Below are 23,524 nucleotides of genomic sequence, written 5' to 3' on the forward strand. Positions count from 1 at the left end.
CGATGGCGGTACGCTCGATCACGGTCCGCATCCTGAGCCGTCTGGCCACGAGCCTCTTGGTCGCCTGGGCAAGCGTGACCGCGACCTTCGTCGCGCTTCACGCCCTGCCGGGCCGGATCGAGGATATTCTCGCGGGCGACGTTGATTTCCCCGGGTTGCGCGAGGCGATCGCCGCCGAGTGGGGTCTGGACCGGAGCCTGCCGGCCCAATACGCCGACTTCCTGCTCCGCATCGCCCACGGCGATTTCGGCACCTCCTACGTGCTGCGCCGGCCAGTCATCGAGGTCGTCGGCTCCCAGCTGGGGCCGACCGTCGAACTCGCACTTGCGGGGGGGCTGCTGGCCGTCGTGCTGGCTGCCGGGCTCGCGCTCGCGACGGCCGGACGGGGGCGCATCGCCCGCGGACTCGCCTCGAGCCTGGAACTCGTCGCGGCCTCCACGCCGGTCTTCTGGCTCGGCATCCTTCTGCTGATGGCGTTCTCGTTCACCCTGCGCTGGTTCCCGGTGGCGGGCGCCAAGAGCTGGAACGCCCTCGTTCTACCGGCCATCGCTCTCGCCCTGCCGACCGCCGGACTCCTGGCCCAGGTCCTGCGCGAGGCGATGGAGAAGGCCCTCGATCAGCCCTTCGTCACCACGGTCCGGGCCCGCGGCGTCGGCGAGACCGCGATCCGGACCCGCCACGTTCTGCGCCACGCTCTTCTCCCGGCGGTGACCCTCGGAGGCTGGCTGATCGGCGGCCTGCTCGGCGGCGCCGTCATCACCGAGAAGGTGTTCGGCCGACCGGGGCTCGGCACGGTGACGCTCGGGGCGGTCCTGACCCACGACGTACCGGTGGTGCTGGCGGTGGTTCTGCTCGCTGCCCTCATCCACGTCGCCGCCTCGACCCTCCTCGACATCCTCTATCTCCTCATTGATCCGAGGCTCAGGGCCGCATGACCGCCTTCTCTCACCCTGCGCCCGCCACGGTCGCGCTCTCGTCCGAAGATCGCGTGGGGTCTACGGTCAGCGCGTCGGCCCCGGTCAGACGCGCGACGCGGTCCCGGCTGCGTCATCCACCGCGCTTCATCCTGGCGACCGGATTCCTCATCCTGCTGGCCCTCGTCGCTCTCGGGCCACGCTTTTTCACCGGCTACGACCCCCTCACCGGAGACGTGTCGGAGACCCTGCAAGCGCCGAGCTGGGTCCACCCCTTCGGTACGGACCGCCTCGGGCGCGATGTGCTCGCCCGGACCCTCTACGGCACGCGCTACTCGCTCCTGATCGGGCTGGCCGGCATGGCGGTCAGTGCCGCCGTGGGCGTGCTTCTCGGCGTCCTGGCGGGATTGCGCAGCCGCTTTCTGGACGAGGTGGTGTCGCGTCTCTTCGACGTGCTCTCGTCCTTTCCGGGCGTGCTGCTCGCCATGCTGGTCGTCACCTTCCTGGGGCAGGGTATGGCCAACATCGCCCTCGCGGTCGGCATCGCCGGCATCCCGAAATTCGGCCGGGTCGTGCGCGCGCAGACGCAGCTCGTGCGCGGCGCCGACTACGTGACCCACGCGACGATCTACGGGCTCGGGCGCCTCCAGGTCTTCCTGCGCCACGTTTTGCCGAACGTCTTGGTCGCGGTCCCGGTGATCGCCACCATCTACATCGGCAATACCATCCTTGTCGTGTCTGGCCTCAGCTTCCTGGGCCTGGGACCCCAGCCGCCGACGCCGGAATGGGGCGTGATGCTCGCTGAGAGCCGTGACGTGCTGCGGGTGGCGTGGTGGCCCGGCGTCTTCCCGGGGCTCGCGATCACACTGACGGTGATCGCCTTCAGCATCGTTGGGGGCGTTCTTCAGAAGCGCTATGAGGGACGTCTCGCATGATCGCGCTCAGCGAACCGCTCGTCGACGTCCGTGGCCTGTCGATCGCCTTCCCAGCCCAGAGGGATGAACCCGTGGTCGAGGGCATCGACCTCGCCATACATCCGGGCGAATGCGTCGCCTTGGTCGGCGAGTCCGGATCGGGTAAGAGCGTCACGGCGCGCAGCCTCCTGAACCTCGCGGGCGACGGTGCTCGCGTGGAGGCGGCGCAGTTCCGGATCCACGGCCGGGATGCGCGCATTTTCCGAGAGGCCGATTGGCGGCACCTGCGCGGCACCTTCACGGGTCTCGTGATGCAGGATGCGCTGGTGTCGCTCGATCCCCTGCGGACGATCGGCCAGGAGGTCGGCGAGGTGCTCACCGAGCACCGGCTGGTCTCTAGCCGTGTCGCGCTGGCGGAGCGCGTCCACGCGACGCTTGCGAAGGTCGGCATGCCGCGGCCGGCCGAGCGGGCCCGGCAGTTCGCCCATCAGCTCTCCGGCGGGCTCCGGCAACGGGCGCTGATCGCCGCCGCCATCGCGGCCGAGCCAGATCTGATCGTCGCGGACGAGCCGACAACGGCGCTCGATCCAGGCATCCAGGAACAAGTGCTCGCGGTCCTGGCCGCCCGCGTCCAGGAAGGCGCCGGCCTTCTTCTGATCAGCCACGATCTTGCACTCGTGGCACGGATCGCGCACCGCGTGATTGTGATGCGGGCCGGCCGCATCGTCGATGCCGGCGCGACCCAAGACGTCCTGACGCAGCCCCGGCATCCCTATACCCGCCAACTCCTCGCCGCGACCCCTTCCTTCGCCTCTCGGGGCGGGCGCTTAGCATCGGCGCGGATCGCCTGCGGCCACGATACATCCGCGATCACGCGCGACCCGCTTCCGTCGCGCGTGGCCGTCGAGCCGCGCCCCGTGCTCGAGGTTCGAAGCATCGCCAAGCACTACGCACAGCAGCGTGCCACGCCCGGCAAGATCGGCGCCTTCACCGCTCTGGAGGAGGTCAGCTTCACGGTGCGGGCCGGCGAGGTTCTCGGAATCATCGGCGCTTCGGGCTCGGGCAAATCGACCTGTGCCAAGATCGTCCTGGGTCTGCTCGAGCCGGATGCGGGCGAGGTGCGACTGCTCGGCGAGTCCTGGTCGGGTATTCCTGAGTCCCGACGACGCCCTCTGCGCCGGAGGCTCCAGTACATCCCGCAGGATCCGCTGAGCAGCTTCGATCCCCGCTACCGCGTCGAGGACATCGTGGCCGAGAACCTCCCGAACCCGGGCGCGAAGGATCGGCGCGCGCGCCTGCTGGCGCTCCTCGACCAAGTCGGCCTGAACGGCTGCGTACTCGATCGCCATCCGCGCGCCCTATCGGGCGGCCAGCGTCAGCGCGTGGCGATCGCCCGGGCTCTGGCCGCCGAGCCCGCGCTGATCGTGTGCGACGAGCCGGTGTCGGCCCTCGACATCGGCATCCAGGCGCAGATCCTGGATCTGTTGGCCGACCTCCAAAGCCAGCTCGGCACTGCCTTGTTATTCATTTCCCACGACTGGGGCGTGGTTCAGCACCTCGCCGATCGGGTGCTCGTGTTCCAGGATGGAAAAATCGTCGATCAGGGCAGCATCGTAGATGTTTTTGGAAGCAGGGGCCTGAGGAGCAGTCTGCCAAATCGGAATGCGGCTTGAGTGGCCGCGGAAGTCCTTCAGCGGACGACGCCCCAGCGCCGTACCGTCACCCTCTCCAGGGTGGCAAAGACGACATTTTCAACGGAGAGACCGATCAGAATGACGACAAGCAGGCCAGCGAAGACCCGGTCTGTGTAGAGTTCGTTGCGGTTCTGGTAGATGTACCACCCGAGGCCGCCCTTGCCGGAGGCTGCGCCGAACACGAGCTCGGCGGCGATCAGGGTGCGCCACGCGAAGGCCCAGCCGATCTTAAGACCCGACAGGATCGCCGGCAGCGCCGCCGGGATCAGGATCTGCCAGACGTAGGCGAGCCCGGTCAGCCCGTAGTTCCGGCCCGCCATGCGCAGGGTCTCGGGCACGCCCTGGAAGCCGGCGAAGGTGTTGAGCGCCAGCGGCCACAGGACCGCGTGGACCAGCACGAAGACAAGGCTACCGTTGCCGAGCCCGAACCAGAGTAGGGCCAGCGGCAGCAGCGCGATGGCCGGGAGCGGGTTGAACATCGCGGTTAGGGTCGAGAGCAGATCGCGACCGAACTGCGTCGAGACTGCCAGCGTCGTCAGCCCGAAGGCGAGGAGGGCGCCGATCGCGTAGCCCTGCGCCAGCACGGCGAGGGAGATGCGCACGCGCTCGATCAGTTCGCCGTCGGCCAGCCCCTCGGCCAGGGCCGACAGGGTTGCGGCGAAGCCCGGTAGCAGGAGGTCATTGTCCTTGAACCGCGCCAGTCCCTCCCAGGCCACGGCCAGGATCGCGAGGATCAGCGCCTTACGCAGCCAACTCTGCTGCCAGAGGCGCACGCCGATCGGCAGGGCGCGAGTGACCGGCGCCTCCACGAAGGGCGGCAGGACCCGATCGACCTCCGGGCGGATCGGCGGTACTGTCCGCGCTGTCGTGGCGAAAGCGGTCATGCGGCGCTCCCGTCGGTCTCGAATAAGCGCTCGTGCAGGCGCCGGGCGGCGGCCTGGAACTCGCGGCTGCCGAGGCTCGTCAAATCGAAGGCGTGGCTGTTGATCTCGCTGCGCACCCGCCCCGGATGGGGCGAGAGCAGCGCCACCCGGTTCCCGACGACCAGGGCCTCCTCGATGGAGTGGGTCACGAATAGCAGCGTGAAGCGGACCTCGTCCCAGAGGGCCAGCAGCTCCTCCTGCATCCGGCGCCGGGTGAGGGCGTCGAGCGCCGCGAAGGGCTCGTCCATCAGCAGCACCCGGGGCTGCATGGCGAGCGCCCGGGCGATCGCCACGCGCTGCTTCATGCCCCCGGAAAGCTGGTGCGGGTAGCTGTTGGCGAAGGACGTTAGGCCGACCTTGTCGATGGCCTGCCGCGCCCGCTCCACGGCCTCGCGCCGGCCGAGGCGGCGGGAGGCGCGCAGAGGGAAGGCCACGTTCTGCAGCACCGTCTTCCACGGCGGCAGCTGGTCGAATTCCTGGAACACGACAATGCGGTCCGGCCCCGGTCCCCGCACGGGCACGCCGTCCAGGGTGATCTCACCCTCGATGGGCGGGATGAACCCCGCCACGGCCTTGAGCAGGGTGGATTTGCCGCAGCCCGAAGGACCGAGCAGCACGAAGCGATCCGCCTCGAAGACGTCGAGGTCGATGCGATGCGCGGCGCGCACGACCCGCGCTGGCGTGCGGTATTCGAGGCTGACGCCCGCGATGCGCAGGAGCGGGTCTGGCAAGGTGGGTGACGCCGTGGCCGGGCCGCTCCGGGCCGCGGTCTCCGGCTCCGGAGGCACGACGCGGAAGCTCGTTTCCGTCAGGGTCATGCGCCTGCTCAGCTACCGGTGGCGGTGCGCGGGCTGGCGAAGAAATAGTCCGACAGGCTCTTCGGCTCCGCCTTAATCGCGCCCACCCGGTGCATGAACTGGCCGAGGCCGAGGGTGTTCTGCGGCTCGATCTTGAAGCTGACCTGCGGGTTCTTGATCACTTTAAGAAGAAATTCTCGGTCGAGCTTGCTGTTCGTCGCACTTAGGTAGATGTCGGCCGCTTTCTCGGGGTTAGCCGTGACGAACTTCGCCGCCTCGTCGAGGGCGTCGACGAAGGCTGCATAGGTCTTCGGGCTCTCCTTGTAGAAGCGCTCGGTCGCGTACAGGACCGTCGAGGACGAGGGGCCGCCCTGGACATCATAGGAGTTCAGGACAACGTGGGCGTTCGGGTTCTCGGCTAGTTCCTGGTCCTGGAAGGGCGGGTTGGCGAAGTGACCCGTCACTTCGGTACCGCCCTTGACGATCGCTGCCGTTGCCTCAGGATGCGGGATCGCGACGGTGAGCTTGTCGAGCTTGGCGAAGTCCTTGTCGCCCCAGAGCTTGGCCGACGCCCATTGCAGGATGCGCGACTGCACCGACACGCCGACCGCAGGCACGGCGATGCGGTCGGAGTCGGTGAAGTCCGCAATGGTCTTCACGCCCGGCCGATTGCTGACGAGGTAGTAGGGAAAGTTGCCGAGCGAGGCGACGCCCTTCACGCCCTGCCGCCCACGGGTGCGGTCCCACAGGGTAAAGAGCGGTCCGACGCCAGCCCCGCCGATATCGACCGAGCCAGAGAGCAGCGCGTCGTTCACGGCCGAGCCGCCGGAGAGCTGCATGTACTCGACCGCGATATCGAGGCCCGCCTCCTTACCGTGCTTTTCGACGAGCTTCTGATCCTCGATGACATTCAGGAGCAGGTAGACGACGCCGAACTGCTTGGCGATGCGCAGCCGGCCTTCCGCCGCCGCTGCGGGACCGATCATCCCGGCAAGCGCTAGACTCCCGACTATGAGGGTAAACCGCCTGCGCGCACGCCGGCTCCAGCGCTGATTGAACATGTCTGGCTCCAGAATGCCTGTATCGTCGCGGAGATACGGACTTATTCACGAAAAAGAGATGCAGGTCTGACTATTTATTGCAGGCCAGTCAACAAGAAGATTGTTTTACTCATATGAAGGCAAGTGGATTTTCCAACTATAAATTCCTTCGACTGTGGAAATCCAACCCTGTGGGAGCCGGCGCGTTGGCTTCGCTCAGCGGGGTCCACGGTTCATCGGGCTTATGTGCAGAGGGCGACTTTCGGCGCACCCCAGGGCCGCCCATGAAGGGGATGGCCCTGCGCAGAGAACCGGAGCCGCCATGGCGCGCATGCCGTCGTTGATGTTTTGGTCGCAGCGCCGCACCGGCGTGCTCGCTCTGGCGAAACTCCCGACCGACGCAGGCCAGGTCGGCATCGCCTGGAAAATCGTTGCGGCGCGAGCGGTGCAAGGTGGCTCGCCCTGGAATGGCTGGAGCGCGGGGGCCGCCGGTGCGTGAGACCGGCAAGCGCGAGTTCGGCACGCGCTTGATCTCCGGCGGGGCCAGCTGTGAGCTCGGCGGCACGGTCAGCCTGGAGTTCGCGCCCAGGGGCCTGCGCCGCAGCTTCGACGTGCCCCTCGACGGTCTCGACAGGCTCACCGCGTTCGTGGCTCCGACCGAAGTGCGGCCGGTCGACTGGGCCTGATGGCTTAACCCGACCTTAAACGACCCGTTCAGCCTGCGGCAGCGGCATGTCGGCATGCTCCAACCGTCCTCAAACGGCACCGACACGCGCAAGGAGCTGTCCCATGCCCATCATGCCCTGGATCCACGACGCGCTCTATGTCGGCGGCTTCGCCGGCCTCGCCCTCGTGGCGCGGCAGGCGCTCGTAGGGCGCGATCTCAGGCTGTCCGGCCTGCCGGGTCTCGAACACCTGCGCCGGCCTTTCAGGCTCGGCACCATGACCGGCGAGCGGCCCTCGTTCACCTCGGCACGGACCAGCGGTAACACCGCCTTCGACGAATGGCGCGACGGCGAGATCTGCCGCATCGAGGCACAACGCCGAGATCTTGAAATCCGTCTCCATGATTTCGAAGACTTCGTCGACAAGCTGAAGCGCGCCACGGATCGCGCGACCTTCGAGCGCTTCACGGCGGAACATCCCACCGGGCCAGCGACCGCGTCCGACATAGCCCGAACCGCCGGCCAGCCAGATCACCGACCCGGTTAGCACCCGATACTGGCCCTGAGGCGGGACGGCGCGCAGGAGGTCTTCTGCCTCGTATGGCTTCTAGATCACTGGCGCGTCGGAAAAATCTTCAGAGATGCGGAAGCCTTGGCCGAAAGCGGTGGGGGAACCATAGGGGGCTCCCGGGGCGTAAACTGCCCCGGGTCGAACGCGTCAGGCCTTGCCTGTGACCTTATCGGCGACATGCTTGGCCCCGTCCTTGACGTCGCCTGTGGCCTTCTGGGCACCGCCTTTGAGTTCCTGCGCCTTGCCCTCGACCTTCAGCCTGTCGTTGTCGGTCGCGTTGCCGATGCCCTGCTTCACGTTGCCGACGGCCTCGTTGGCCAGGCCCTTGATCTTGTCGGTGGTGCTGCTCATGGCGGTTCTCCTTCGCGACCAGGGCGGCCACGGGTACCGGGAGCGGCTCTCGCCCAGGCGTCGTTCCGCGTGGTCGGTCACGGTCACGGGAGGGTCGTGACGCGCGCCCGGCGGAAGCCCGAATCGACTCGAAGGGTAGCGCGTAGCGGGCGGCGCTACGCTTGACCGGCTACGAAAATGTGCTGGCCGCTGGCTTGAGCGATTTCCGTTTCGGAGACGCACACGAGAGCCATCTGGTGACTGGAATAGGCGCACAGCCGAACGTTAGCTTTCTGACAACATGGCTCGATCCGGTCGATCACCCACAGCGGACTAGAGATCCTCGATCCACTGGTGGAAGGGCTGCGCGGCGGGCGCGGCGGCGGCACCAGCGCACTTCGAGGAGTTCGGTCACCAAGTCGACGCCCCTCGAACATTGGTTTCCACGCTCAGATTGAGGTCACGGGCCCGGGCCTGAGCGGCCTTCGGGCTACGGCCCTCAAGGTCTGCGGATTAGGTGGCATGTCGATGGACCTCGGCATCCGCGAGTCCGAAGCGAATGGGAAACCTGCGCGACTGGGGCTAAGCGAGCGTTGCCGCTGATACAAATCAGAAATCTTTCAAGAAGGAGAATGATATCCGCCGCATTCTCGCAGAAACCCGTGAATATCACTTGACTATCGTTCGCATTTGCCCCGTTCGTGGCGCAGCTATCGAGGAGTTGCAAATGGACGAGAGTCCCACAATTTTTGCTTCGGAACAGACCGACTTTATTGAACTGACCACCGAGATCGTTGCGGCCTATGTGTCGAAGAATTCGGTGCGACCGGGCGACCTTCCGCCTCTCCTGGCCGAGGTCCATGGGGCTCTTTCCGGGCTCAAGGGTGCCGCTGCTTCCGCCGAGTCAAAGGTAGAGAAGGCGACCCCCTCGCAGATCCGGAAATCCATCACACCCGACGCGCTGATCAGCTTCATCGACGGCAAGCCGTACAAGACCCTCAAGCGGCACCTGACCGGCGCCGGCCTGACGTTCGAGGAGTACCGGGAGCGCTTCGGCCTACCGCGGGACTACCCGACCACGGCGGCCAACTACTCAGCCATGCGTGCCGAGTTCGCTCGCAACGCGGGGCTGGGGACACAGCGCCGGAACGCAGCCCCGAAGGCTGCTGCCGCCGACGAGACGGTTGCGGAGGCGCCCAAGGCCTGGGGCCGGAAGAAGGTGGTCGAGCCTACCGCGGCACCGGCCGAGAAGCCTGCCCACACTCGTAAATCGAAGAAGGCCGCTGCAGCCGCGTAGCCAACCCGGTAACTCGCTGGCTATTCGTTCGTGGCCATCGTGCTACAGTCCGGCTCAGGCGCCCGTCTCAACCGCTGACGCCGAACCAGAGGTCCCGCGTTGACACTACGGCCTCTGGTGAGAAGCCCGCCCGGTTCACCGGCGCGGGCTTTTCGCGATGCCGCGGCACTCAGCTCACCGCGTTGGGCTGATTACCTACGAAGGGACCGATCCCGGCTGCCTCCACTGTCGCGAGGAAGGCGGCATGGGCATCCGCATCCGATTCGAATGTGCCCTGCCAGCGGGAACAGCCGGAGAAGTGCACCACCTCCATCCGCCATCGATCCTGCGTGCCGGCAAGGCGGTAGATCTCGACCTCGACCTCGTGTCCGTCGCGCGTGAAGAAGCCCGATAGCGGGGAATGCTCGAAGTCGTTTTCTTCGTCATCCATAATTGCCGTCTCGAATTGCTACGCTATGCACAGCCGAACGGATCACCAGAACCAGATCAGTCGGGCCGCCTGCATATAGATCGGCACCCAGATGGCGATCGCAGCGACGACTGAGGCGATGACCAGCGGCAGCGGAGGGCGATTTGTCGCTCTACCCTGAAAGCCCGTAGGAGCGATCGCTTCAGTCACTTCAGTGATCCCAAATCAAAATCCGTGGCGGCTCAGGCCAGCAGCAAACGTAATGGCGCATCAATCAGAGCAGAAGGCGGCAGCTGCATTCGCAATGCGCATTTCTGATATGTCGTGAACAGAGAATTTGACGAATATCCCTATCGCTCAGATATTTACAATCTTCAATTTTGCGCCATGAATCTAAATTCTGCCAACCGCCGATCACGTCTCCGTGACTCGGCGTCGGCTTGAAGATTTGGGTGAGAATGACCGAAAGGCACGCGTCCTCACCATCAGGGAAAACCGCATGCCGCGCTACTTCTTCAAAATCGGCAGCAGTGTCGAAAACGAAGAAGACGGGGGTGTCGAACTTCCTGACCGAGACGCCCTGCGCGTGATGATTCGCCGGACGTTAACCGCGATGCTCCGTGACGAGGCGGATAACTGTGGGGTCAACGCGTTGACTGCCAAGGTCTACGATGAGGACCGACGACTGGTTATGCGAGCACAGGTCAGCCTCACCGTCGTCGAGCTGTAGTATCGCATCGGGCTCACATGCTGGTGAGATCGGACGCCTCCACGCCCCGCGAGCAAGTCGTGGCATGGCCGAGCGGATGAGACGCGGTCAGCCTCGCGCACCTCGCCATCCGGCCGCCTTCGCCTCGTCCTCGCTGCAGAACATGCGCTCGCCGGAGCTCGTGGCGATGACGGTCCGGTCGTAGTCCCGCGTCCCGGGCAGGTGGTAGATCTTGTCGCCCTTACGCGAGATGTTGCCCTTGATCGCACAGGCGGCCTGTAAGGGCGCCGGAGCGACCGCCGGTGGCTTCTCCATCTCCGGCCGGGTCTCGATGCCGCTGGCGCGCTTGGCGCGCCTCCAGTCTGATGGCGGATCAAAGGTGCCAGCCCAGAGCCCGCGCTTCAGCGCCCTCGCGGTGGTCTCGGCCCCGACGTAGTCGCGGGAGTAGCGCTGGTAGGCCGTGGCATAGCCCTGGCTCACCATCCAGGCGTTTAGGTCCTCGTCGCCCTTCCGACACACCGCAACGGTGCGGCCGTACCGGTCGGTATCGCGCGGCTCGCACGAGATGTTCGCCTCTCCGATCCGGTCCGCCAGAGCGAGCGCCGCCACCTGCCCGCAGCGGTAGGACTTCCCGGCAGCGTCCTGGCAGAGCTGCGCGCTCTCGGGCGCGTCGATGCCGTGCAGCCGGATGCGGGTCCCACGGATCACGACGGTGTCTCCGTCGGTGACGGAGGCACGGCCCACGATTGGCTCGGCGGCCAGGGCAGGGCCGGTGAGGATCAGAAGGGCGGCGAGGGAGTGGCGCATCTGCGAGCGATAGCGCATCTCTGCCTGTGGGGAAGCCCGTCTAAGAGGTCGCGCGGCGCGGCGACACGCAGGCTCGCTAGCGGACTAATCGGCTGCCCAGCAAACCTCACGCTCGCCGAGATCCTTGACCGCACCTCGTTGGAACGAACTGCCGGTCCACACGATCTCCTCGAACTTGCAGCGGTCCTCCGCGATATAGCGAGCGGCAATCAGCCGGCTGTTGACCTGGTATTTCATGTCGAGCGAGAGCTGATCCTCGCCCCCAAGCGGTGAGTCGAACACCCTTCCTGTTTGAACATCGACCACAGGCACGAACACGCATCCGGCCCCGCAGCCGATAGGCACAAGGGTGAGGTGGCCTGCGAAGTTCGGACCGGCCTTGGCACCGGCCAGGATGCGGGTGCGATATGAGGCGTGCTGGCGGTCACGGCCTCGAAAATCCGGAAGGCCGATGGGTCCGCGGTATGGAGCGACCGCATAGGCGGCGAAGTCCGGCGCCTTCGGCTGGGTCGCCACGGTAGGTGCACTGGGCGCGGCCTGAGCCGCCGGCTTCGAGACATCGTCGAAGCACCGCAGACGGAGCAGCGAGTCCTTTACGTCTCGGCAGGCGGCGATGTCTGATGCGCTCTGCGCCTGCGCGTCCCCGGAAGCGACGATAAGTGCGAGGGCTGCGAGGGCTGTACGCATGGCGGCAGGATAGCGGAGGCGTGGTCGTCGGCAACCTTCAAGGCCGGGTACGCTCTGTTACTGCGCATGCTCGCCACGTCCAAAACTAGACGGTTCCTCTCCGCGCCAGAGGGGATGTGACATAACTGCAATGCCGCACCTACAGGTGTGGAACAAATAGGGAACTAGTGCTATAAGCTGTGGACAGCGTGCATATGGTGCACATATCCACAGGCTCCTGGCTTTCATTGGACAGGCAGACAGGGAGAGGGGTCGTCCGATGCGCACGTACACGGCCCACGAGATCGCTCGCTACTTCCTTGCGAAGGCCGACGCTGGCGTTGGCGATCTCATCTCGAACCTCAAACTTCAGAAGCTCTGCTACTATGCGCAAGGCGTCGGAACGGCGACACGAGGCCAGCCGCTCTTTGAGGAACCGATCGAGGCGTGGCTGCACGGTCCGGTCGTGCCGCAGCTGTATCACACATACAGCTCTTATGGGCGTGAGGCCATCCCGGCTCCGGTAAATTTTGATATCGAGAACTATGAACTGGCCGATCGGCTGATCATGGATGATGTCTATGATTATTACGGTCAGTACTCTGCTTGGCGGCTTCGTCAGATGACGCATGACGAGCCGCCGTGGAAGAACGTCTACGATGAGGGGTGTAGCAACCTCATCACGATCGATGCTTTGAAAGAATATTTTTCCACGCAGATAGACGACGATTATAGGCGCAAATACGGTGAGCAAGTTTAAAGGCTCAAATCCTAAACAATCGGCTTTTGGAAAAACTACCGCTCCGCCCCCACCTGTAAACACTAACCGCCAATCACCTCAGTTCTCTTTTGAGTACATGAGGTCAAATAGCGGCTATAGTGTCGCATGCTGCGACAATGAACACAAGGCATCGTTAGCGTCTAAACTTTTTACGCTCAGTCGGATGACGTGGCAAGACATACAAGGAGCACCTCGACACGGACTGGGCTGCGAGATTATTTCACGCAATTCTTTCAAGACGGAAATTCCGGCGAATGTACCGGCCGACGCAGCAATGCTTGCGCTGCGCTATCACGGATTAAGTCCCGTTGTCGGCTTTCGAGACGGGCGCATCTTTCACATTGTTTTCCTGGATCACAATTTCACTGTATACAACCACGGATAGCGCAACCTGGCCGGCACATATGCTGAGCAAGATAGGGATACGCTGCCTTCCGTAGCCGTACTTCCGACCCCGCACAGTTCTCGTCGATGGAACGCCGGCAACCTCGGGGCTGGCTGTAATCTGGTGGGCTCGGCAGGACTCGAACCTGCAACCAGACCGTTATGAGCGGTCGGCTCTAACCGTTGAGCTACAGGCCCCGCGTCCGCATAGCTGTCGCTGCCCGGCAGGTGCAACCTATCGTCAGAGCACGTAGGGCTGGTGGGCCTACTCGGCGGCCTCAGCCCTCTCGCTGTCTTCCTGATCGTCCTCAGTCCGATCGTGCTCAACAGCGCCTTCTTCCTCTGCGCTCGCCGTCAGAGCACCAGCCCGGTACTTATCGCCCTGCCGCTCCAATTCGCCGCTGTTCGCCATCACGCTGAGGTACGTGTTCAGAGTGTTGGCCGCCACGTCTGTCAGGCGCTCGCTGATCTCGGCGTGCGTCAGACCCTCAGAGCCAGCCTCCTCAAGCAGTGCCTTCAGCCGCCCCTTGGCCGAATTGGCGCGCGGTCCTCGGGGGCCACGACTACCACGAGGCCGGTCCTCGCTCGCCGGCGCGCGACGGCGAGTTGATAGATCTTCGGCAGGATCGTCCAGCGGCGTGCCTTCCAAGATAGATGCAAGTGAGCGCTCAGCGAGGTGGAGCTTCGTCAGCTCGCCGCTCACGCGCTCGTACTCAGCCTCAAGGCTCTCGCGCTGGTGCCGGACGTTGGCCAAGGCCCTAGCGAGCGTGTCGTCATTTGCCATCGGTAACTCGATTTCTTCCTTCTTGGTGCCCGGGATCAGGGGAGCAGTCGCAAACCGTATCATTGCACCCCTCATGGTCCTCGCGGTGCCGAACGTGACGCCCGCCCGAGACCTCTCAACGTCGTGCGGCATGCTGCCACGCTCCGTTGATACGATTTCTCGATCAGTTGGCTCGCCGTGGTTCCGGGACCAATCACAAACGACAGCGGCATCGTGATCGTATGAAACCGCAAGGTTCCCGCCACCGCATGGGCGGCCACGCTAGCAGCGTCTCACACGTTGACGCGCTCAGGCTGCAATCTCACACGCTGTCGAGATCGGCTGTGTGAGACGCCAGTGTGAGCCGCATCAGCAATTTCAGCTAAGTGCTTGATTTTGCTGGCGCGCCCTACGGGAATCGAACCCGTGTTTTCGCCGTGAAAGGGCGACGTCCTGGACCGCTAGACGAAGGGCGCTCTGGCTGGGCCGGGGTTCTATAGTCGGACCGGAGACGCCCGGCAACCGTCCAGGCGCGGCACAGGTGCCACAGGTCCCGAGTTTGCAGGTCCTGAGGTCACAGACCCTGACTCTGTCGGTCCTGGGTTTGACCGCGCACCGGGTTGGGGCGATGGAGAGCCATGCCCCAGCCCACCCCTCGCATGACCCTCGTCCTCGGCGGGGCGCGGTCCGGCAAGAGCGCCTACGCGGAGGGGCTGATCGAAGCCTGCCCCGGCCCGTGGCTCTATCTCGCCACCGCCCAGGCCTTCGACGACGAGATGGTCGACCGCATCGCCCAGCACCGCGCGCGGCGCGGCGGCGCCTGGCGCACCCGCGACGTGCCGCTCGCGCTGCCGGAGGCGGTCGCCGAGGCCGAGGGACCGGCCCTGGTCGACTGCCTCACGCTCTGGCTCACCAATCTGATCCTGGCGGAGGCCGACGTGGCGGAGGCGACGGCGCGGCTCCTCGCCGCCTGCGCCGACGTCCCGGGCCCGCTCGTGCTGGTCGGCAACGAGGTCGGGCTCGGGATCGTCCCCGACAACGCCCTCGCCCGGCGATTCCGCGACGCCGCCGGCCGCCTCCACCAGCAGCTCGCCGCGCGGGCCGACCGGGTCGTCCTGACCGTGGCCGGCCTGCCGCTGGTCGTGAAGCCGCGAACCTCTGAGACAGGAGCCTCCGCATGAGCGACGACGCCGCGCGCCACCGCGAGAAGATGGAGAAGCGCAAGGCCGTCCAGGACGCCGAGGTCGCGGGCAAAACCCTCGAGAAGGGCCTGCTCCTCGTCCATACCGGCCCCGGCAAGGGCAAGAGCACGGCGGCCCTGGGGCTGATGCTGCGGGCGCTCGGCCGCGGCTGGCGGGTCGGCATGGTGCAGTTCATCAAGGGCGGCTGGGACACCGGCGAGCGCCACGCCGTGGCGGCCTTCGGCGAACGGGTCGCGTGGCACACCCTCGGGGAGGGCTTCACCTGGGAGACCCAGGACAAGGCGCGCGACATCGCCGCCTGCCGCCACGCCTGGACAGTCGCCGAGGGCCTGATGGCCGATCCCGCGATCCGCCTGCTCGTCCTCGACGAGCTCAACATCGCGCTGCGCTACGACTATCTCGACCTCGACGCGGTGCTGGCCGCCCTGCGCGCGCGCCGGCCGGACCTGCACGTCGTCGTCACCGGCCGCAACGCCAAGCCCGCCCTGATCGAGGCCGCCGACCTCGTCACCGAGATGGGCAGCGTCAAGCACCACTTCGCCGCCGGCGTGAAGGCGCAGGAAGGGATCGAGTTCTGAGCCCGCCGCGCGCGACGGCGCCCAAGAAGGCCCTGATGATCCAGGGCACCGGCTCCGATGTCGGCAAGTCCCTGATCGTGGCGGGGCTGGCGCGCGCCTTCACGGAGCGGGGCCTGAAGGTCCGGCCGTTCAAGCCGCAGAACATGTCGAACAACGCCGCCGTCACCGCCGACGGCGGCGAGATCGGCCGGGCGCAGGCGCTCCAGGCCCGGGCCGCCCGGGTGGCACCCTCCGTGCACATGAACCCGGTCCTGCTGAAGCCGCAGAGCGAGGTCGGCTCCCAGGTGGTCGTGCAGGGCCGGATGGTCGCCACCGTGAAGGCGCGCGACTACCAGGCCTGGAAGCCCCGGCTGATGTCCGCCGTCCTCGACAGCTTCTCCCAACTCGCGGACGAGGCCGACTTGGTTCTGGTCGAAGGCGCGGGCTCGGCGTCGGAAATAAACCTGCGCCCGGGCGACATCGCCAATATGGGCTTCGCCCAGGCCACCGACACGCCGGTGGTGCTGGTCGGCGACATCGACCGGGGCGGCGTGATCGCGAGCCTCGTCGGCACGAAGGCGGTGATCGACCCGGCGGACGCCGCGATGGTCGCCGGCTTCCTCGTCAACCGGTTCCGCGGCGATCCGAGCCTGTTCGCCGACGGGATGCGGCTAATCGCCGAGCGGACCGGCTGGCCGGCGCTCGGCCTCGTGCCGCACTTCCCCGACGCCGCGCGCCTGCCGGCCGAGGACGTGCTGGGCCTCGCCGGCTCGGACCCGCGCGGGGCCGGCTCCGTCACGGTGGCGGTGCCGGTGCTGCCGCGCATCGCCAATTTCGACGATCTCGACCCGTTGCGGGCGGAGCCGAACGTGTCGGTGGTGCTGGTCCGGCCCGGCACGCCGATCCCCGCCGGGGCCGCCCTGGTGCTGCTGCCGGGCTCCAAGACGACGATCGACGATCTGGACTTCTTCCGCGCCGAGGGCTGGGACGTCGACCTGCGCGCCCATGTCCGCCGGGGCGGCCGGGTGCTCGGCCTGTGCGGCGGCTACCAGATGCTCGGAAAGAGCCTCGCCGACCCGCACGGGATCGAGGGGGCGCCGCGCACCGTGGAGGGCCTCGGGCTCCTCGCCGTCGACACCGTGATGTCGCCCGAGAAGCGCCTGGCCGCCGTCACCGGCACGAGCCTGCCCGACGGCGTGCCGTTCTCCGGCTACGAGATGCATATCGGCGCGACCGCGGGCCCCGACGCGGCCCGGCCGCTGCTGCGCCTCGCCGACGGGCGCCCGGACGGGGCGGTCTCGGCGGACGGGCGCGTGGCCGGGACCTACGTGCACGGCCTCTTCGCCGACGACGCCCAGCGGGCGGCGTGGCTCGCGCGCCTGGGCACCGTCTCGGCGGGCGCCGGCTACGAGGCCGGGGTCGAGGCGGCGCTGGACGGCCTCGCGCGACACATCGCGGCCCATGTCGACTGCGACCGCCTCCTGGCGCTTGCCCGGTAGGCGGGGCGCGGGCCAGGGATTACTCTGTGTTATGCCGGCCCCGCCACGAAGGGCCGCACGCCCCCGGAGGAACGCCCCATGCCGCCCACGCCGTCCCCCGCCGGGGAGGATCTCGCCGCGAGCACCGTCCGGACCGTGACCCTGCGGCTCATGCCGCTCCTCGGCCTGCTCTACCTGATCGCCTATATCGACCGGCAGAACGTCTCCTACGCCAAGCTGGAGATGGTCGGCAGCCTCGGCCTCTCCGAGACCGCCTACGGGCTCGGGGCCTCGCTGTTCTTCCTCGGCTACTTCCTGTTCGAGGTGCCGGCCAACGTCTTCCTGGAGCGGGTCGGCGCGCGGATCTGGTTCGCCCGGATCATGATCACCTGGGGGATCGTCACCGTTCTGCTGGGCTTCACCCAGGGCACGGCGATGTTCTACGTGCTGCGCTTCCTGCTCGGCGCCGCCGAGGCCGGCTTCTTCCCCGGCGTGCTGTTCGCGCTGACCCTGTGGTTCCCGCAAGCGCACCGGGCGCGGATGATCGGCTGGTTCATGATCGCCAGCGCCATCGCCAACGCGGTCGGTGCGGCGATCGGCGGCGCGCTGCTGGGCCTCGACGGGCTCCTCGGCCTCCAGGGCTGGCAGTGGGTGTTCCTGGCCACCGGCGCGCCGGCGATCCTCATGGCCGCGGTGGTGCTGTTCGTCCTGCCGGACGGCCCCGAGACCGCCCCCTGGCTGTCGCAGGCCCAGCGCGACTGGCTCGCCCGCACGCTCCGGGCCGAGCGCGAGGACGGCGGCCACGTCGACCACGGCAACCCGTTCGCGGCGCTCCTCGACCGGCGGGTGCTGATGCTCGCCGGGGTCTACGTCTCCCTGCCGCTCGCCGCCTACGGCCTGGGCTACTGGCTCCCCACCGTGGTCAAGGGCTTCGGCGTCTCGAACCTCACCAACGGCTTCCTCAACATCATCCCGTGGCTCGCCACGGCCTTCGCCCTGTGGTGGGTGCCGCGCCACGCCGCCCGCACGGGGGCGCAGGGCAACGCCCTGACCTGGCACGTGGTCGGGCCGGCGCTGGTCGGGGCGGCGGGCCTCGCGCTCTCCGTCGTCCTGCCGGGCAACGCCGTGAAGTTCGCCTGCCTGTGCGTGGCCGCGGCCGGGACCTTCGCGGCTCAGCCGGTCTTCTGGTCGATGCCCGGGACGTTCCTGCGCGGTGCCTCGGCGGCCGCCGGGATCGCGGCGATCAATTCGGTCGGCAATCTCGGCGGCTTCGTCGCCCAGAACGCCGTGCCGTTCATCCGCGACCAGACCCAGAGCGACCTCGTGCCGATGCTGTTCCTGGCCGCCTGCCTCGCCGTGGGGGCGGGCCTCATGTTCGTGGTGCTCTCCGCCCTGCGCCGCGACGCGGCGCGGCGGGCGGTGCCGACGGCCGCGAGACCGGCCTGAACACGGTCCGGATTCGTGCGTTATCCTTCCTCAGGCCGGCACGACCGGCAGGATGATGCAGACCCGCAAGCCCGCGGGCCATCGTCGAGGAGGGCACCGCGATGAGTCAGGGATTTCCGCTCATGATCCTCGCCTTCGGGACGCTCGGCGGCATCTGGTTCCTGGCCGCCGCGGCCCGGAAGCAGGTCGCCGACGCGAAGGGGAGCCCGGAGCGCTCCAGCGTGATCCACCACCACGGCGGCGAGCCGCGCCCGAACATGCAGGGCACCGAGCACTAGGAGAGCCGAGCACCGGGGCGGCCGCTCCCGCGGCGCAGCTGTCAGCCGGCGGCGATCCGCCGGCAATGGTCGAGGGCGGCGCCGATCAGGTTGTCGCTCGCCTCGGGCGTGCGGAATGCCGAGTGCGCCGACAGGGTGACGCTGGGCAGGTGCGCCAGCGGGTGATCCGGCGGCAGGGGCTCGACGGTGAACACGTCGAGCCCGGCCCGCGCCACGTGGCCGGTGCGCAGGGCCGCGACCAGGGCGTCCTCGTCGAGCACCGCCCCGCGGGCGGTGTTGATCAGCATCGCGCCGGGCTTCATCGCGGCGATCCGCGCGGCCGACAGGAAGCCGCGCGTCGCGTCGGTCAGGAGCAGGTGGAGCGAGACCACGTCGCTCTCGGCGAGCAGGCGGTCGAGCGGGACGAAGTCGACGCCGGGATGGGTCTTCGGGGTCCGGTTCCAGGCGAGCACCCGCATGCCCGCGCCCCGGCAGAGGCGCGCCATCTCGGCCGCGATCCCGCCGAACCCGACGAGGCCGACGGTCTTGCCGGTGAGCTGGATCCCCTCGGTGCGCAGCCAGGATCCGGCGCGCATCGCCCGGTCCATCTCGGGCAGGCCGCGGGCGGCGGCCCACATCAGCGCGAAGGCGCACTCGGCGACCGCCGTGTCGCCGTAGCCCTTGATGGTGTGGACGGTGACGCCGAGGGCGTCCCGGAGCGCCTCCGGGTCCATGTAGCTGCGGGCGCCGGTGCCGAGGAACACGACGTGCTTCAGGCCCGCGCAGGCCCGGGCCACGTCGAGGGGGAGGGCGGTGTGGTCGATCACCGCGGTCTCGGCGCCGTCGAGGATCGCGGGCAGGTCCTGCGGCGCGATTCCGGGATCCGCGTGGATCGCGAAGGGCGGATCGTCCGGCCGCAGCAGCCGCCGGGCCACCGCCGCCAGGGTCTCGCTGGCATCCACGAACACGGCACGCATCGGCGTCTCCCTCATCCAGCCCCGTCCGGCCACGATGCGTCCGGTGCGCGGGCCGTGCCAAGGCCCGATCGGGAATTGCCGCCGTCTCTGCGAGCGGAGCGAAGCGATCCCGTCGGCGCCACGATCTCAGAGGTCGCGCGCCCTTGGCGCGCTTCGCTCCGCTCGCGAGGACGGCTCAGCCGGTGAGCGACAGGCAGAGCGCGAGGAGCGCCAGCACGAGCCCGCCCTGCAGCCAGCAGGCGGTGCGGTAGAGGGCCAGCGCCCGGGCGATGTCGTCGGCGGTGGCGGCGTCCCGGCCGTCGCCCATATGGGCGTCCGGGACGAGGGTGCCGTCGTAGACCCGCGGCCCCGCGAGCCGCAGGCCGAGCGCCCCCGCCATGGCGGATTCGGGCCAGCCGGCATTGGGCGAGCGGTGCCGGCGCGCGTCCCGGGCCATGGCCCGGAGCGCCCCGCGCGCGTCGGCGCCGCGCAGGGCCGCCGCCCCGGCGATCAGCAGGCCCGCGAGCCGGGAGGCCGGCAGGTTCACGCCGTCGTCGAGCCGGGCCGCCGCCCAGCCGAAGGCCTCGTAGCGCGGGCTGCGGTGGCCGATCATGCTGTCGGCGGTGTTGACCGCCTTGTAGAGGGCCCCCCCCGGCAGGCCGAGGCAGCCGATCCAGAAGGCCGGCGCCACGATCCCGTCGGAGAAGTTCTCCGCCAGGCTCTCGATCGCGGCCCGGCAGACAGCCGCCTCGTCGAGGCGGTCGGGGTCGCGCCCCACGATCATCGCCACGGCCCGGCGCCCGGCCTCCAGGCCGCCCGCGCGCAGGGCCGTCTCCACGGCGGCGACGTGCTGGTGCAGGCTGCGCTGCGCCGGCAGGCTCGCGCCGAGCAGGCCGAGGAGGAGCAGAGCGGGGAGGGGGCCGGCGAGCCCCGCCAGCGCCGTGACGGCGAGGGCGGCCGAGCCGACCGCGGCGAGGAGCAGCGCCAGCGCGGCGCAGCCGGCGACCCGCCGCCGGCGCGCCGAGCCGCGGTTGAGGCCGCGCTCCAGGGCGGTGATCAGCCGGCCGATCCAGGTGACAGGGTGACCGACCGCCCTGTAGAGCGCGTCGGGATAGCCGGCCGCCGCCTCGATCCCGAGGGCGACGGCGAGGACGGCGAGCGTGTCGGCGAACGTACCGGGCAGATGGACCATTCGGTGTGGAGCGTTCCCGCGCGTGAGGCCGCCCCGATCGCGCATGGCGGCGATCTCGGCGGGCTCCGACAAGCCTTTCCCGACGCGCCGGAGCCCTGGCTCGACCTCTCGACGGGGATCAACCCGGTCCCCTATCCCGTGCCCGCGCTGGAGGCCAGCGCCTGGGCGCGCCTGCCCGAGGCCGCCGAGGTCCGCGCGCTCCGGGAGGCGGCCGCCGCGGCCTACGGCGCGCCGGACGCCGACCACGTCGTGCCCGCGCCCGGCACGCAGGTCCTGATCGAGACCCTGCCCCGGCTCCTGACCCCGACCCGGGTCGCGGTTCTCGGGCCGACCTACGCCGAGCACGCCGCCGCCTGGGCGCGGGCCGGGCACGCGGTGGCGGAGGTCTCGAGCGTCGACGCCCTCGGCGAGGCCCGGGTGGCGGTGATCGTCGATCCCAACAACCCGGACGGGCGGACCCATCCCCTGGCCGAGCGCCGGGCGCTCGCCGCGGCGCTCGGCCAGCGCGGCGGCCTGCTCGTCGCCGACGAGGCCTTCGCCGACCTCGAGCCGGTGGAGAGCCTGTGCCCGCACGTCTCCGCACCGGACTCGGGGCCCGGCACCGTGGTGCTGCGCTCCTTCGGCAAGACCTACGGGCTCGCCGGCCTGCGCCTCGGCTTCGCGGTCACCGAGCCCGGCACGGCGGCCCGGATCGCCGCGGCGCTGGGCCCCTGGGCGGTGTCGGGCCCGGCCCTGGCGATCGGGCGCGCGGCCCTGTCGGACGCGGGCTGGCGCGTCGAGGCCGCCCGCGCCCGGGCCGCGGATGCGGGCCGCCTCGACCGGATGATCGCCCGGGCCGGCGGCCGGGTCGTCGGCGGCACCTGCCTGTTCCGGACCGCCGATTTCCCCGACGGGCCGGACCTCTACCGGCGGCTCGCGGCGTCCGGGATCGCGGTGCGGCGCTTCGCCGGGCGCCCGGAGCGCCTGCGCTTCGGACTTCCGCCCGACAGGGTGGGCTGGTGCCGGCTGTCGCGGGTGCTCAGGTAGCCCGGGCCCCCGGTGGGTGCGGGTCGCGGGCCGCCACGAGCACGGCCAGCGCCGAGAAGGCGAGGCCGACCGCGCAGACGCCCGGCCAGCCCACGAGCAGGAAGGCCTGCGAACCGGCATAGGCGCCGAGCGCCCCGAACACGAACAGGGTCGTGAACAGCACGGTGTTGATGCGGCCCCGCGCGCCCGGGACCAGCGCGTAGGCGCGGGTCTGGTTGGCGATGAGCGCGCCGTTCATGCCGATGTCGATGAGCAGCACGCCGAGCGCCACCGCGGCGAGCGACCACGTGCCCCCCGCCCAGAGCACCACGAAGGACAGCGCGACCAGCAGGCTGCCGCCGAGGACGACGGGCTTCGCCCCCCGCCGGTCAGTGAAGCGGCCCGAGATCGGCGCCACGAAGGCCCCGCAGACGCCGATCACGCCGAACAGCCCGGCCCCGGCGGCGGTGAGGCCGAAGGGCGGCGCCTCGACCAGCAGGGCCAGGGTCGCCCAGAAGGCGTTGAAGCCGGCGAACAGCAGCGCCTGCGACAGGCTCGCCGTGCGCAGCACCGGCTGCGTGCGGGCGAGGTGGAGGATCGACAGCATCAGGGCGCGGTAGCGCAGCGGGTGCGTCTGCACCGTGTGGGGGAGGGTGGCCCGCGCGATGCCCGCCATGGCGAGCGCCACCACGGACGCGACGAGGAAGACGGGCCGCCAGCCGAGATGCGCCCCCAGGAAGCCGCTCGCCGTGCGGGCGAGCAGGATGCCGGTGAGGAGCCCGGTCATGACCTGGCCGACGATCCGCCCGCGGCTCGCGTCCGGGGCGAGCTCGGCCGCGAACGGGACCGCCTGCTGGGCCGCGCAGGACAGCACGCCGACCACCAGATGGGCGAGCGCGAGGCAGGCGAGGTTCGGCGCGAGGCCCACGGCGAGCAGGGCCAGGGCGAGGCCGAGGCACTGCCCCACGATCAGGGCGCGGCGCGGCAGGGCGTCGCCGAGCGGCACGAGCCCGACGATGCCGAGCCCGTAGCCGACCAGGGCCGTGGTCGGCACCCACAGGGCGGCGCGGTCGCCGAACTCGGCCACGATCAGGCCGAGCAGCGGCTGGTTGTAGTAGATGTTGGCCACGGCCCCGCCGGCGATCAGCGTCAGGCCGAGCCGGGCCTTCGCGTCGAGGGGTGCGGTCACGGCCGGGTCGGGGGCAGGCGGGTGGGCCGCCGCGGGAGAGCCATGGTCGGGTCCGTGTGGGGAGGGCGATCGGAGCGGCGAGCGATACGGGCGGAGCGCGCCGCCGGGCAAGCTGCGGCGATGCATCCCTGCCGGGACGCCCCGGGCCCCTTCACCGGAGCCGGCGGCGCACCATATGCAACAGACGCAGCCGGCGCCGCCCGCATGCCAGCGGGCGCCGCGACCGATGCGCCGGGCGCCGGGCCTCGCGAGGTTTACGGACCGGACTACGAACGAGAGGGCGGTTTCGTTCCGTGCGAACGGCGCCGGGGCCGCCGCAGCAGGGAGTACGGGATGCCGAACTACCGCGTCGACTTCGCCAAGGAGATCCTCGGGGTGCCGTTCACGATCGGCTCGGTCGCGATCGCGCGGGCCCGCGATCCCGAGCGCGCCCGCCGCGCCGCGGAGCTGCGCTTCGCCCGCCAGCACGGCGTCGGCGACTGGCGCGAGCGGGCGGACCTCGCCACCGTGGCCGAGCGGCTCTGACGACCGTCCGGATCCGTCGCACCACCCCCGTCACACGATGGTCGTGCCGCGCC

27 protein-coding genes and 2 tRNA genes are annotated in these 23,524 nt (G+C 69.0%); 16 read left to right on the forward strand and 13 right to left on the reverse strand.

Annotation, left to right across the window (positions count from 1 at the left end; all coding sequences use genetic code 11):
* Nucleotides 1–2 precede the first annotated feature (2 nt).
* The 3 genes from ACQKQD_RS11875 to nikE are packed head-to-tail and all read left to right on the forward strand — an operon-like array spanning nucleotide 3 to nucleotide 3,501.
* Entirely contained in the window at nucleotides 3–935 is a 933-nt protein-coding gene (locus ACQKQD_RS11875; protein ID WP_210186910.1) for an ABC transporter permease, read from the forward strand.
* Nucleotides 932–1,849 (forward strand): ABC transporter permease, encoded by a 918-nt coding sequence (locus ACQKQD_RS11880; protein ID WP_091683932.1) that lies wholly within the window; start codon nucleotides 932–934, stop codon nucleotides 1,847–1,849. Before ACQKQD_RS11875 ends, ACQKQD_RS11880 begins: the two co-directional genes overlap by 4 nt.
* A complete protein-coding gene (gene nikE / locus ACQKQD_RS11885; RefSeq protein WP_091683934.1) occupies nucleotides 1,846–3,501 on the forward strand; it encodes a nickel ABC transporter ATP-binding protein NikE in 1,656 nt (551 codons plus the stop codon). The genes ACQKQD_RS11880 and nikE overlap by 4 nt, the downstream gene beginning before the upstream one ends.
* Nucleotides 3,502–3,518: 17 nt before the next feature.
* Here the strand turns inward: nikE and ACQKQD_RS11890 are convergent, their stop codons facing one another.
* Genes ACQKQD_RS11890 through ACQKQD_RS11900 form a run of 3 tightly spaced genes read right to left on the reverse strand, consistent with a single transcriptional unit; the run spans nucleotide 3,519 to nucleotide 6,303 of the window.
* On the reverse strand, nucleotides 3,519–4,406 hold the full coding sequence (locus tag ACQKQD_RS11890; RefSeq protein WP_091683936.1) for an ABC transporter permease: 888 nt from the start codon (nucleotides 4,404–4,406) through the stop codon (nucleotides 3,519–3,521).
* Entirely contained in the window at nucleotides 4,403–5,263 is an 861-nt protein-coding gene (locus ACQKQD_RS11895; RefSeq protein ID WP_244527114.1) for an ABC transporter ATP-binding protein, read from the reverse strand. The genes ACQKQD_RS11890 and ACQKQD_RS11895 overlap by 4 nt, the downstream gene beginning before the upstream one ends.
* Before the next feature lie 8 nt (nucleotides 5,264–5,271).
* Nucleotides 5,272–6,303: an ABC transporter substrate-binding protein gene (locus ACQKQD_RS11900; protein WP_091683938.1), complete on the reverse strand. Its 1,032-nt coding sequence runs from the start codon at nucleotides 6,301–6,303 to the stop codon at nucleotides 5,272–5,274.
* 301 nt (nucleotides 6,304–6,604) lie between these two features.
* Here ACQKQD_RS11900 and ACQKQD_RS11905 point away from each other — a divergent pair, with 301 nt between their 5' ends.
* From ACQKQD_RS11905 to ACQKQD_RS11915, 3 genes are all read left to right on the forward strand, one after another.
* Nucleotides 6,605–6,781: a hypothetical protein gene (locus tag ACQKQD_RS11905; protein WP_170855293.1), complete on the forward strand. Its 177-nt coding sequence runs from the start codon at nucleotides 6,605–6,607 to the stop codon at nucleotides 6,779–6,781.
* Nucleotides 6,774–6,968, forward strand: coding sequence for a hypothetical protein (locus ACQKQD_RS11910; RefSeq protein ID WP_091683940.1), 195 nt, complete (start codon nucleotides 6,774–6,776; stop codon nucleotides 6,966–6,968). Before ACQKQD_RS11905 ends, ACQKQD_RS11910 begins: the two co-directional genes overlap by 8 nt.
* Nucleotides 6,969–7,071: 103 nt before the next feature.
* Nucleotides 7,072–7,494: a DUF2852 domain-containing protein gene (locus tag ACQKQD_RS11915; RefSeq protein WP_091683942.1), complete on the forward strand. Its 423-nt coding sequence runs from the start codon at nucleotides 7,072–7,074 to the stop codon at nucleotides 7,492–7,494.
* 171 nt (nucleotides 7,495–7,665) lie between these two features.
* Here the strand turns inward: ACQKQD_RS11915 and ACQKQD_RS11920 are convergent, their stop codons facing one another.
* The gene (locus ACQKQD_RS11920) at nucleotides 7,666–7,869 is read right to left on the reverse strand and encodes a CsbD family protein (RefSeq protein ID WP_091683944.1); all 204 of its coding nucleotides are present in this window, start codon (nucleotides 7,867–7,869) and stop codon (nucleotides 7,666–7,668) included.
* A 706-nt stretch (nucleotides 7,870–8,575) separates the two neighbouring features.
* Between ACQKQD_RS11920 and ACQKQD_RS11925 the strand changes: the two genes are divergently transcribed.
* Complete coding sequence (locus tag ACQKQD_RS11925; protein ID WP_091683946.1) at nucleotides 8,576–9,145, forward strand: MucR family transcriptional regulator; 570 nt, start codon at nucleotides 8,576–8,578, stop codon at nucleotides 9,143–9,145.
* A 169-nt stretch (nucleotides 9,146–9,314) separates the two neighbouring features.
* On the opposite strand, the gene ACQKQD_RS11930 is transcribed toward ACQKQD_RS11925, so the two are convergent.
* Entirely contained in the window at nucleotides 9,315–9,575 is a 261-nt protein-coding gene (locus tag ACQKQD_RS11930; protein ID WP_091683948.1) for a hypothetical protein, read from the reverse strand.
* 478 nt (nucleotides 9,576–10,053) lie between these two features.
* Here ACQKQD_RS11930 and ACQKQD_RS11935 point away from each other — a divergent pair, with 478 nt between their 5' ends.
* Nucleotides 10,054–10,284, forward strand: a complete 231-nt coding sequence (locus ACQKQD_RS11935; RefSeq protein ID WP_091683950.1) for a DUF6894 family protein — start codon at nucleotides 10,054–10,056, stop codon at nucleotides 10,282–10,284.
* An 87-nt stretch (nucleotides 10,285–10,371) separates the two neighbouring features.
* Here ACQKQD_RS11935 and ACQKQD_RS11940 read toward each other — a convergent pair whose 3' ends face one another.
* Together ACQKQD_RS11940 and ACQKQD_RS11945 are read right to left on the reverse strand one after the other, a co-directional pair.
* Complete coding sequence (locus ACQKQD_RS11940) at nucleotides 10,372–11,088, reverse strand: thermonuclease family protein (RefSeq protein WP_427508448.1); 717 nt, start codon at nucleotides 11,086–11,088, stop codon at nucleotides 10,372–10,374.
* A 66-nt stretch (nucleotides 11,089–11,154) separates the two neighbouring features.
* The gene (locus ACQKQD_RS11945; RefSeq protein ID WP_427508449.1) at nucleotides 11,155–11,757 is read right to left on the reverse strand and encodes a hypothetical protein; all 603 of its coding nucleotides are present in this window, start codon (nucleotides 11,755–11,757) and stop codon (nucleotides 11,155–11,157) included.
* 259 nt (nucleotides 11,758–12,016) lie between these two features.
* Here ACQKQD_RS11945 and ACQKQD_RS11950 point away from each other — a divergent pair, with 259 nt between their 5' ends.
* A complete protein-coding gene (locus ACQKQD_RS11950; protein WP_091683162.1) occupies nucleotides 12,017–12,496 on the forward strand; it encodes a Panacea domain-containing protein in 480 nt (159 codons plus the stop codon).
* Between the two features lie 527 nt (nucleotides 12,497–13,023).
* Here ACQKQD_RS11950 and ACQKQD_RS11955 read toward each other — a convergent pair.
* The 3 genes from ACQKQD_RS11955 to ACQKQD_RS11965 all read right to left on the reverse strand — a co-directional run bounded on the left by ACQKQD_RS11955 (nucleotide 13,024) and on the right by ACQKQD_RS11965 (nucleotide 14,140).
* A tRNA-Ile gene (locus ACQKQD_RS11955) sits at nucleotides 13,024–13,099 on the reverse strand.
* Nucleotides 13,100–13,166: 67 nt separating this feature from the next.
* On the reverse strand, nucleotides 13,167–13,685 hold the full coding sequence (locus tag ACQKQD_RS11960; RefSeq protein ID WP_427508472.1) for a hypothetical protein: 519 nt from the start codon (nucleotides 13,683–13,685) through the stop codon (nucleotides 13,167–13,169).
* Between the two features lie 379 nt (nucleotides 13,686–14,064).
* Nucleotides 14,065–14,140: transfer RNA gene (locus ACQKQD_RS11965), tRNA-Glu, on the reverse strand.
* A 162-nt stretch (nucleotides 14,141–14,302) separates the two neighbouring features.
* Here ACQKQD_RS11965 and cobU point away from each other — a divergent pair.
* The 5 genes from cobU to ACQKQD_RS11990 all read left to right on the forward strand — a co-directional run bounded on the left by cobU (nucleotide 14,303) and on the right by ACQKQD_RS11990 (nucleotide 18,625).
* Entirely contained in the window at nucleotides 14,303–14,845 is a 543-nt protein-coding gene (gene cobU / locus ACQKQD_RS11970; protein WP_427508450.1) for a bifunctional adenosylcobinamide kinase/adenosylcobinamide-phosphate guanylyltransferase, read from the forward strand.
* Nucleotides 14,842–15,444, forward strand: coding sequence for a cob(I)yrinic acid a,c-diamide adenosyltransferase (cobO, locus tag ACQKQD_RS11975; RefSeq protein ID WP_427508451.1), 603 nt, complete (start codon nucleotides 14,842–14,844; stop codon nucleotides 15,442–15,444). The genes cobU and cobO overlap by 4 nt, the downstream gene beginning before the upstream one ends.
* A gap of 35 nt (nucleotides 15,445–15,479) precedes the next feature.
* Entirely contained in the window at nucleotides 15,480–16,922 is a 1,443-nt protein-coding gene (locus ACQKQD_RS11980; RefSeq protein ID WP_427508452.1) for a cobyric acid synthase, read from the forward strand.
* A 78-nt stretch (nucleotides 16,923–17,000) separates the two neighbouring features.
* Complete coding sequence (locus ACQKQD_RS11985; protein WP_020095589.1) at nucleotides 17,001–18,347, forward strand: MFS transporter; 1,347 nt, start codon at nucleotides 17,001–17,003, stop codon at nucleotides 18,345–18,347.
* A gap of 101 nt (nucleotides 18,348–18,448) precedes the next feature.
* Nucleotides 18,449–18,625 (forward strand): hypothetical protein, encoded by a 177-nt coding sequence (locus tag ACQKQD_RS11990; protein WP_010687019.1) that lies wholly within the window; start codon nucleotides 18,449–18,451, stop codon nucleotides 18,623–18,625.
* A gap of 41 nt (nucleotides 18,626–18,666) precedes the next feature.
* Here the strand turns inward: ACQKQD_RS11990 and ACQKQD_RS11995 are convergent, their stop codons facing one another.
* Both ACQKQD_RS11995 and cbiB read right to left on the reverse strand, forming a co-directional pair.
* Nucleotides 18,667–19,581 carry an NAD(P)-dependent oxidoreductase gene (locus tag ACQKQD_RS11995; protein ID WP_056524660.1) on the reverse strand — a complete coding sequence of 305 codons (915 nt, stop codon included), beginning with the start codon at nucleotides 19,579–19,581 and terminating at the stop codon, nucleotides 18,667–18,669.
* A gap of 175 nt (nucleotides 19,582–19,756) precedes the next feature.
* Nucleotides 19,757–20,752, reverse strand: a complete 996-nt coding sequence (gene cbiB, locus ACQKQD_RS12000; RefSeq protein WP_427508453.1) for an adenosylcobinamide-phosphate synthase CbiB — start codon at nucleotides 20,750–20,752, stop codon at nucleotides 19,757–19,759.
* On the opposite strand from cbiB, the gene cobD reads away from it, so the two are divergent.
* Nucleotides 20,744–21,778 (forward strand): threonine-phosphate decarboxylase CobD, encoded by a 1,035-nt coding sequence (gene cobD, locus ACQKQD_RS12005; protein WP_427508454.1) that lies wholly within the window; start codon nucleotides 20,744–20,746, stop codon nucleotides 21,776–21,778. The genes cbiB and cobD overlap by 9 nt on opposite strands.
* Here cobD and ACQKQD_RS12010 read toward each other — a convergent pair.
* Entirely contained in the window at nucleotides 21,771–22,946 is a 1,176-nt protein-coding gene (locus ACQKQD_RS12010; RefSeq protein ID WP_091683150.1) for an MFS transporter, read from the reverse strand. The genes cobD and ACQKQD_RS12010 overlap by 8 nt on opposite strands.
* 333 nt (nucleotides 22,947–23,279) lie before the next feature.
* On the opposite strand from ACQKQD_RS12010, the gene ACQKQD_RS12015 reads away from it, so the two are divergent.
* The gene (locus tag ACQKQD_RS12015) at nucleotides 23,280–23,471 is read left to right on the forward strand and encodes a hypothetical protein (RefSeq protein ID WP_012318462.1); all 192 of its coding nucleotides are present in this window, start codon (nucleotides 23,280–23,282) and stop codon (nucleotides 23,469–23,471) included.
* Nucleotides 23,472–23,524: the final 53 nt, after the last annotated feature.

The sequence above is a fragment of the Methylobacterium sp. NPDC080182 genome (assembly GCF_050281105.1).
Taxonomy (GTDB): domain Bacteria; phylum Pseudomonadota; class Alphaproteobacteria; order Rhizobiales; family Beijerinckiaceae; genus Methylobacterium.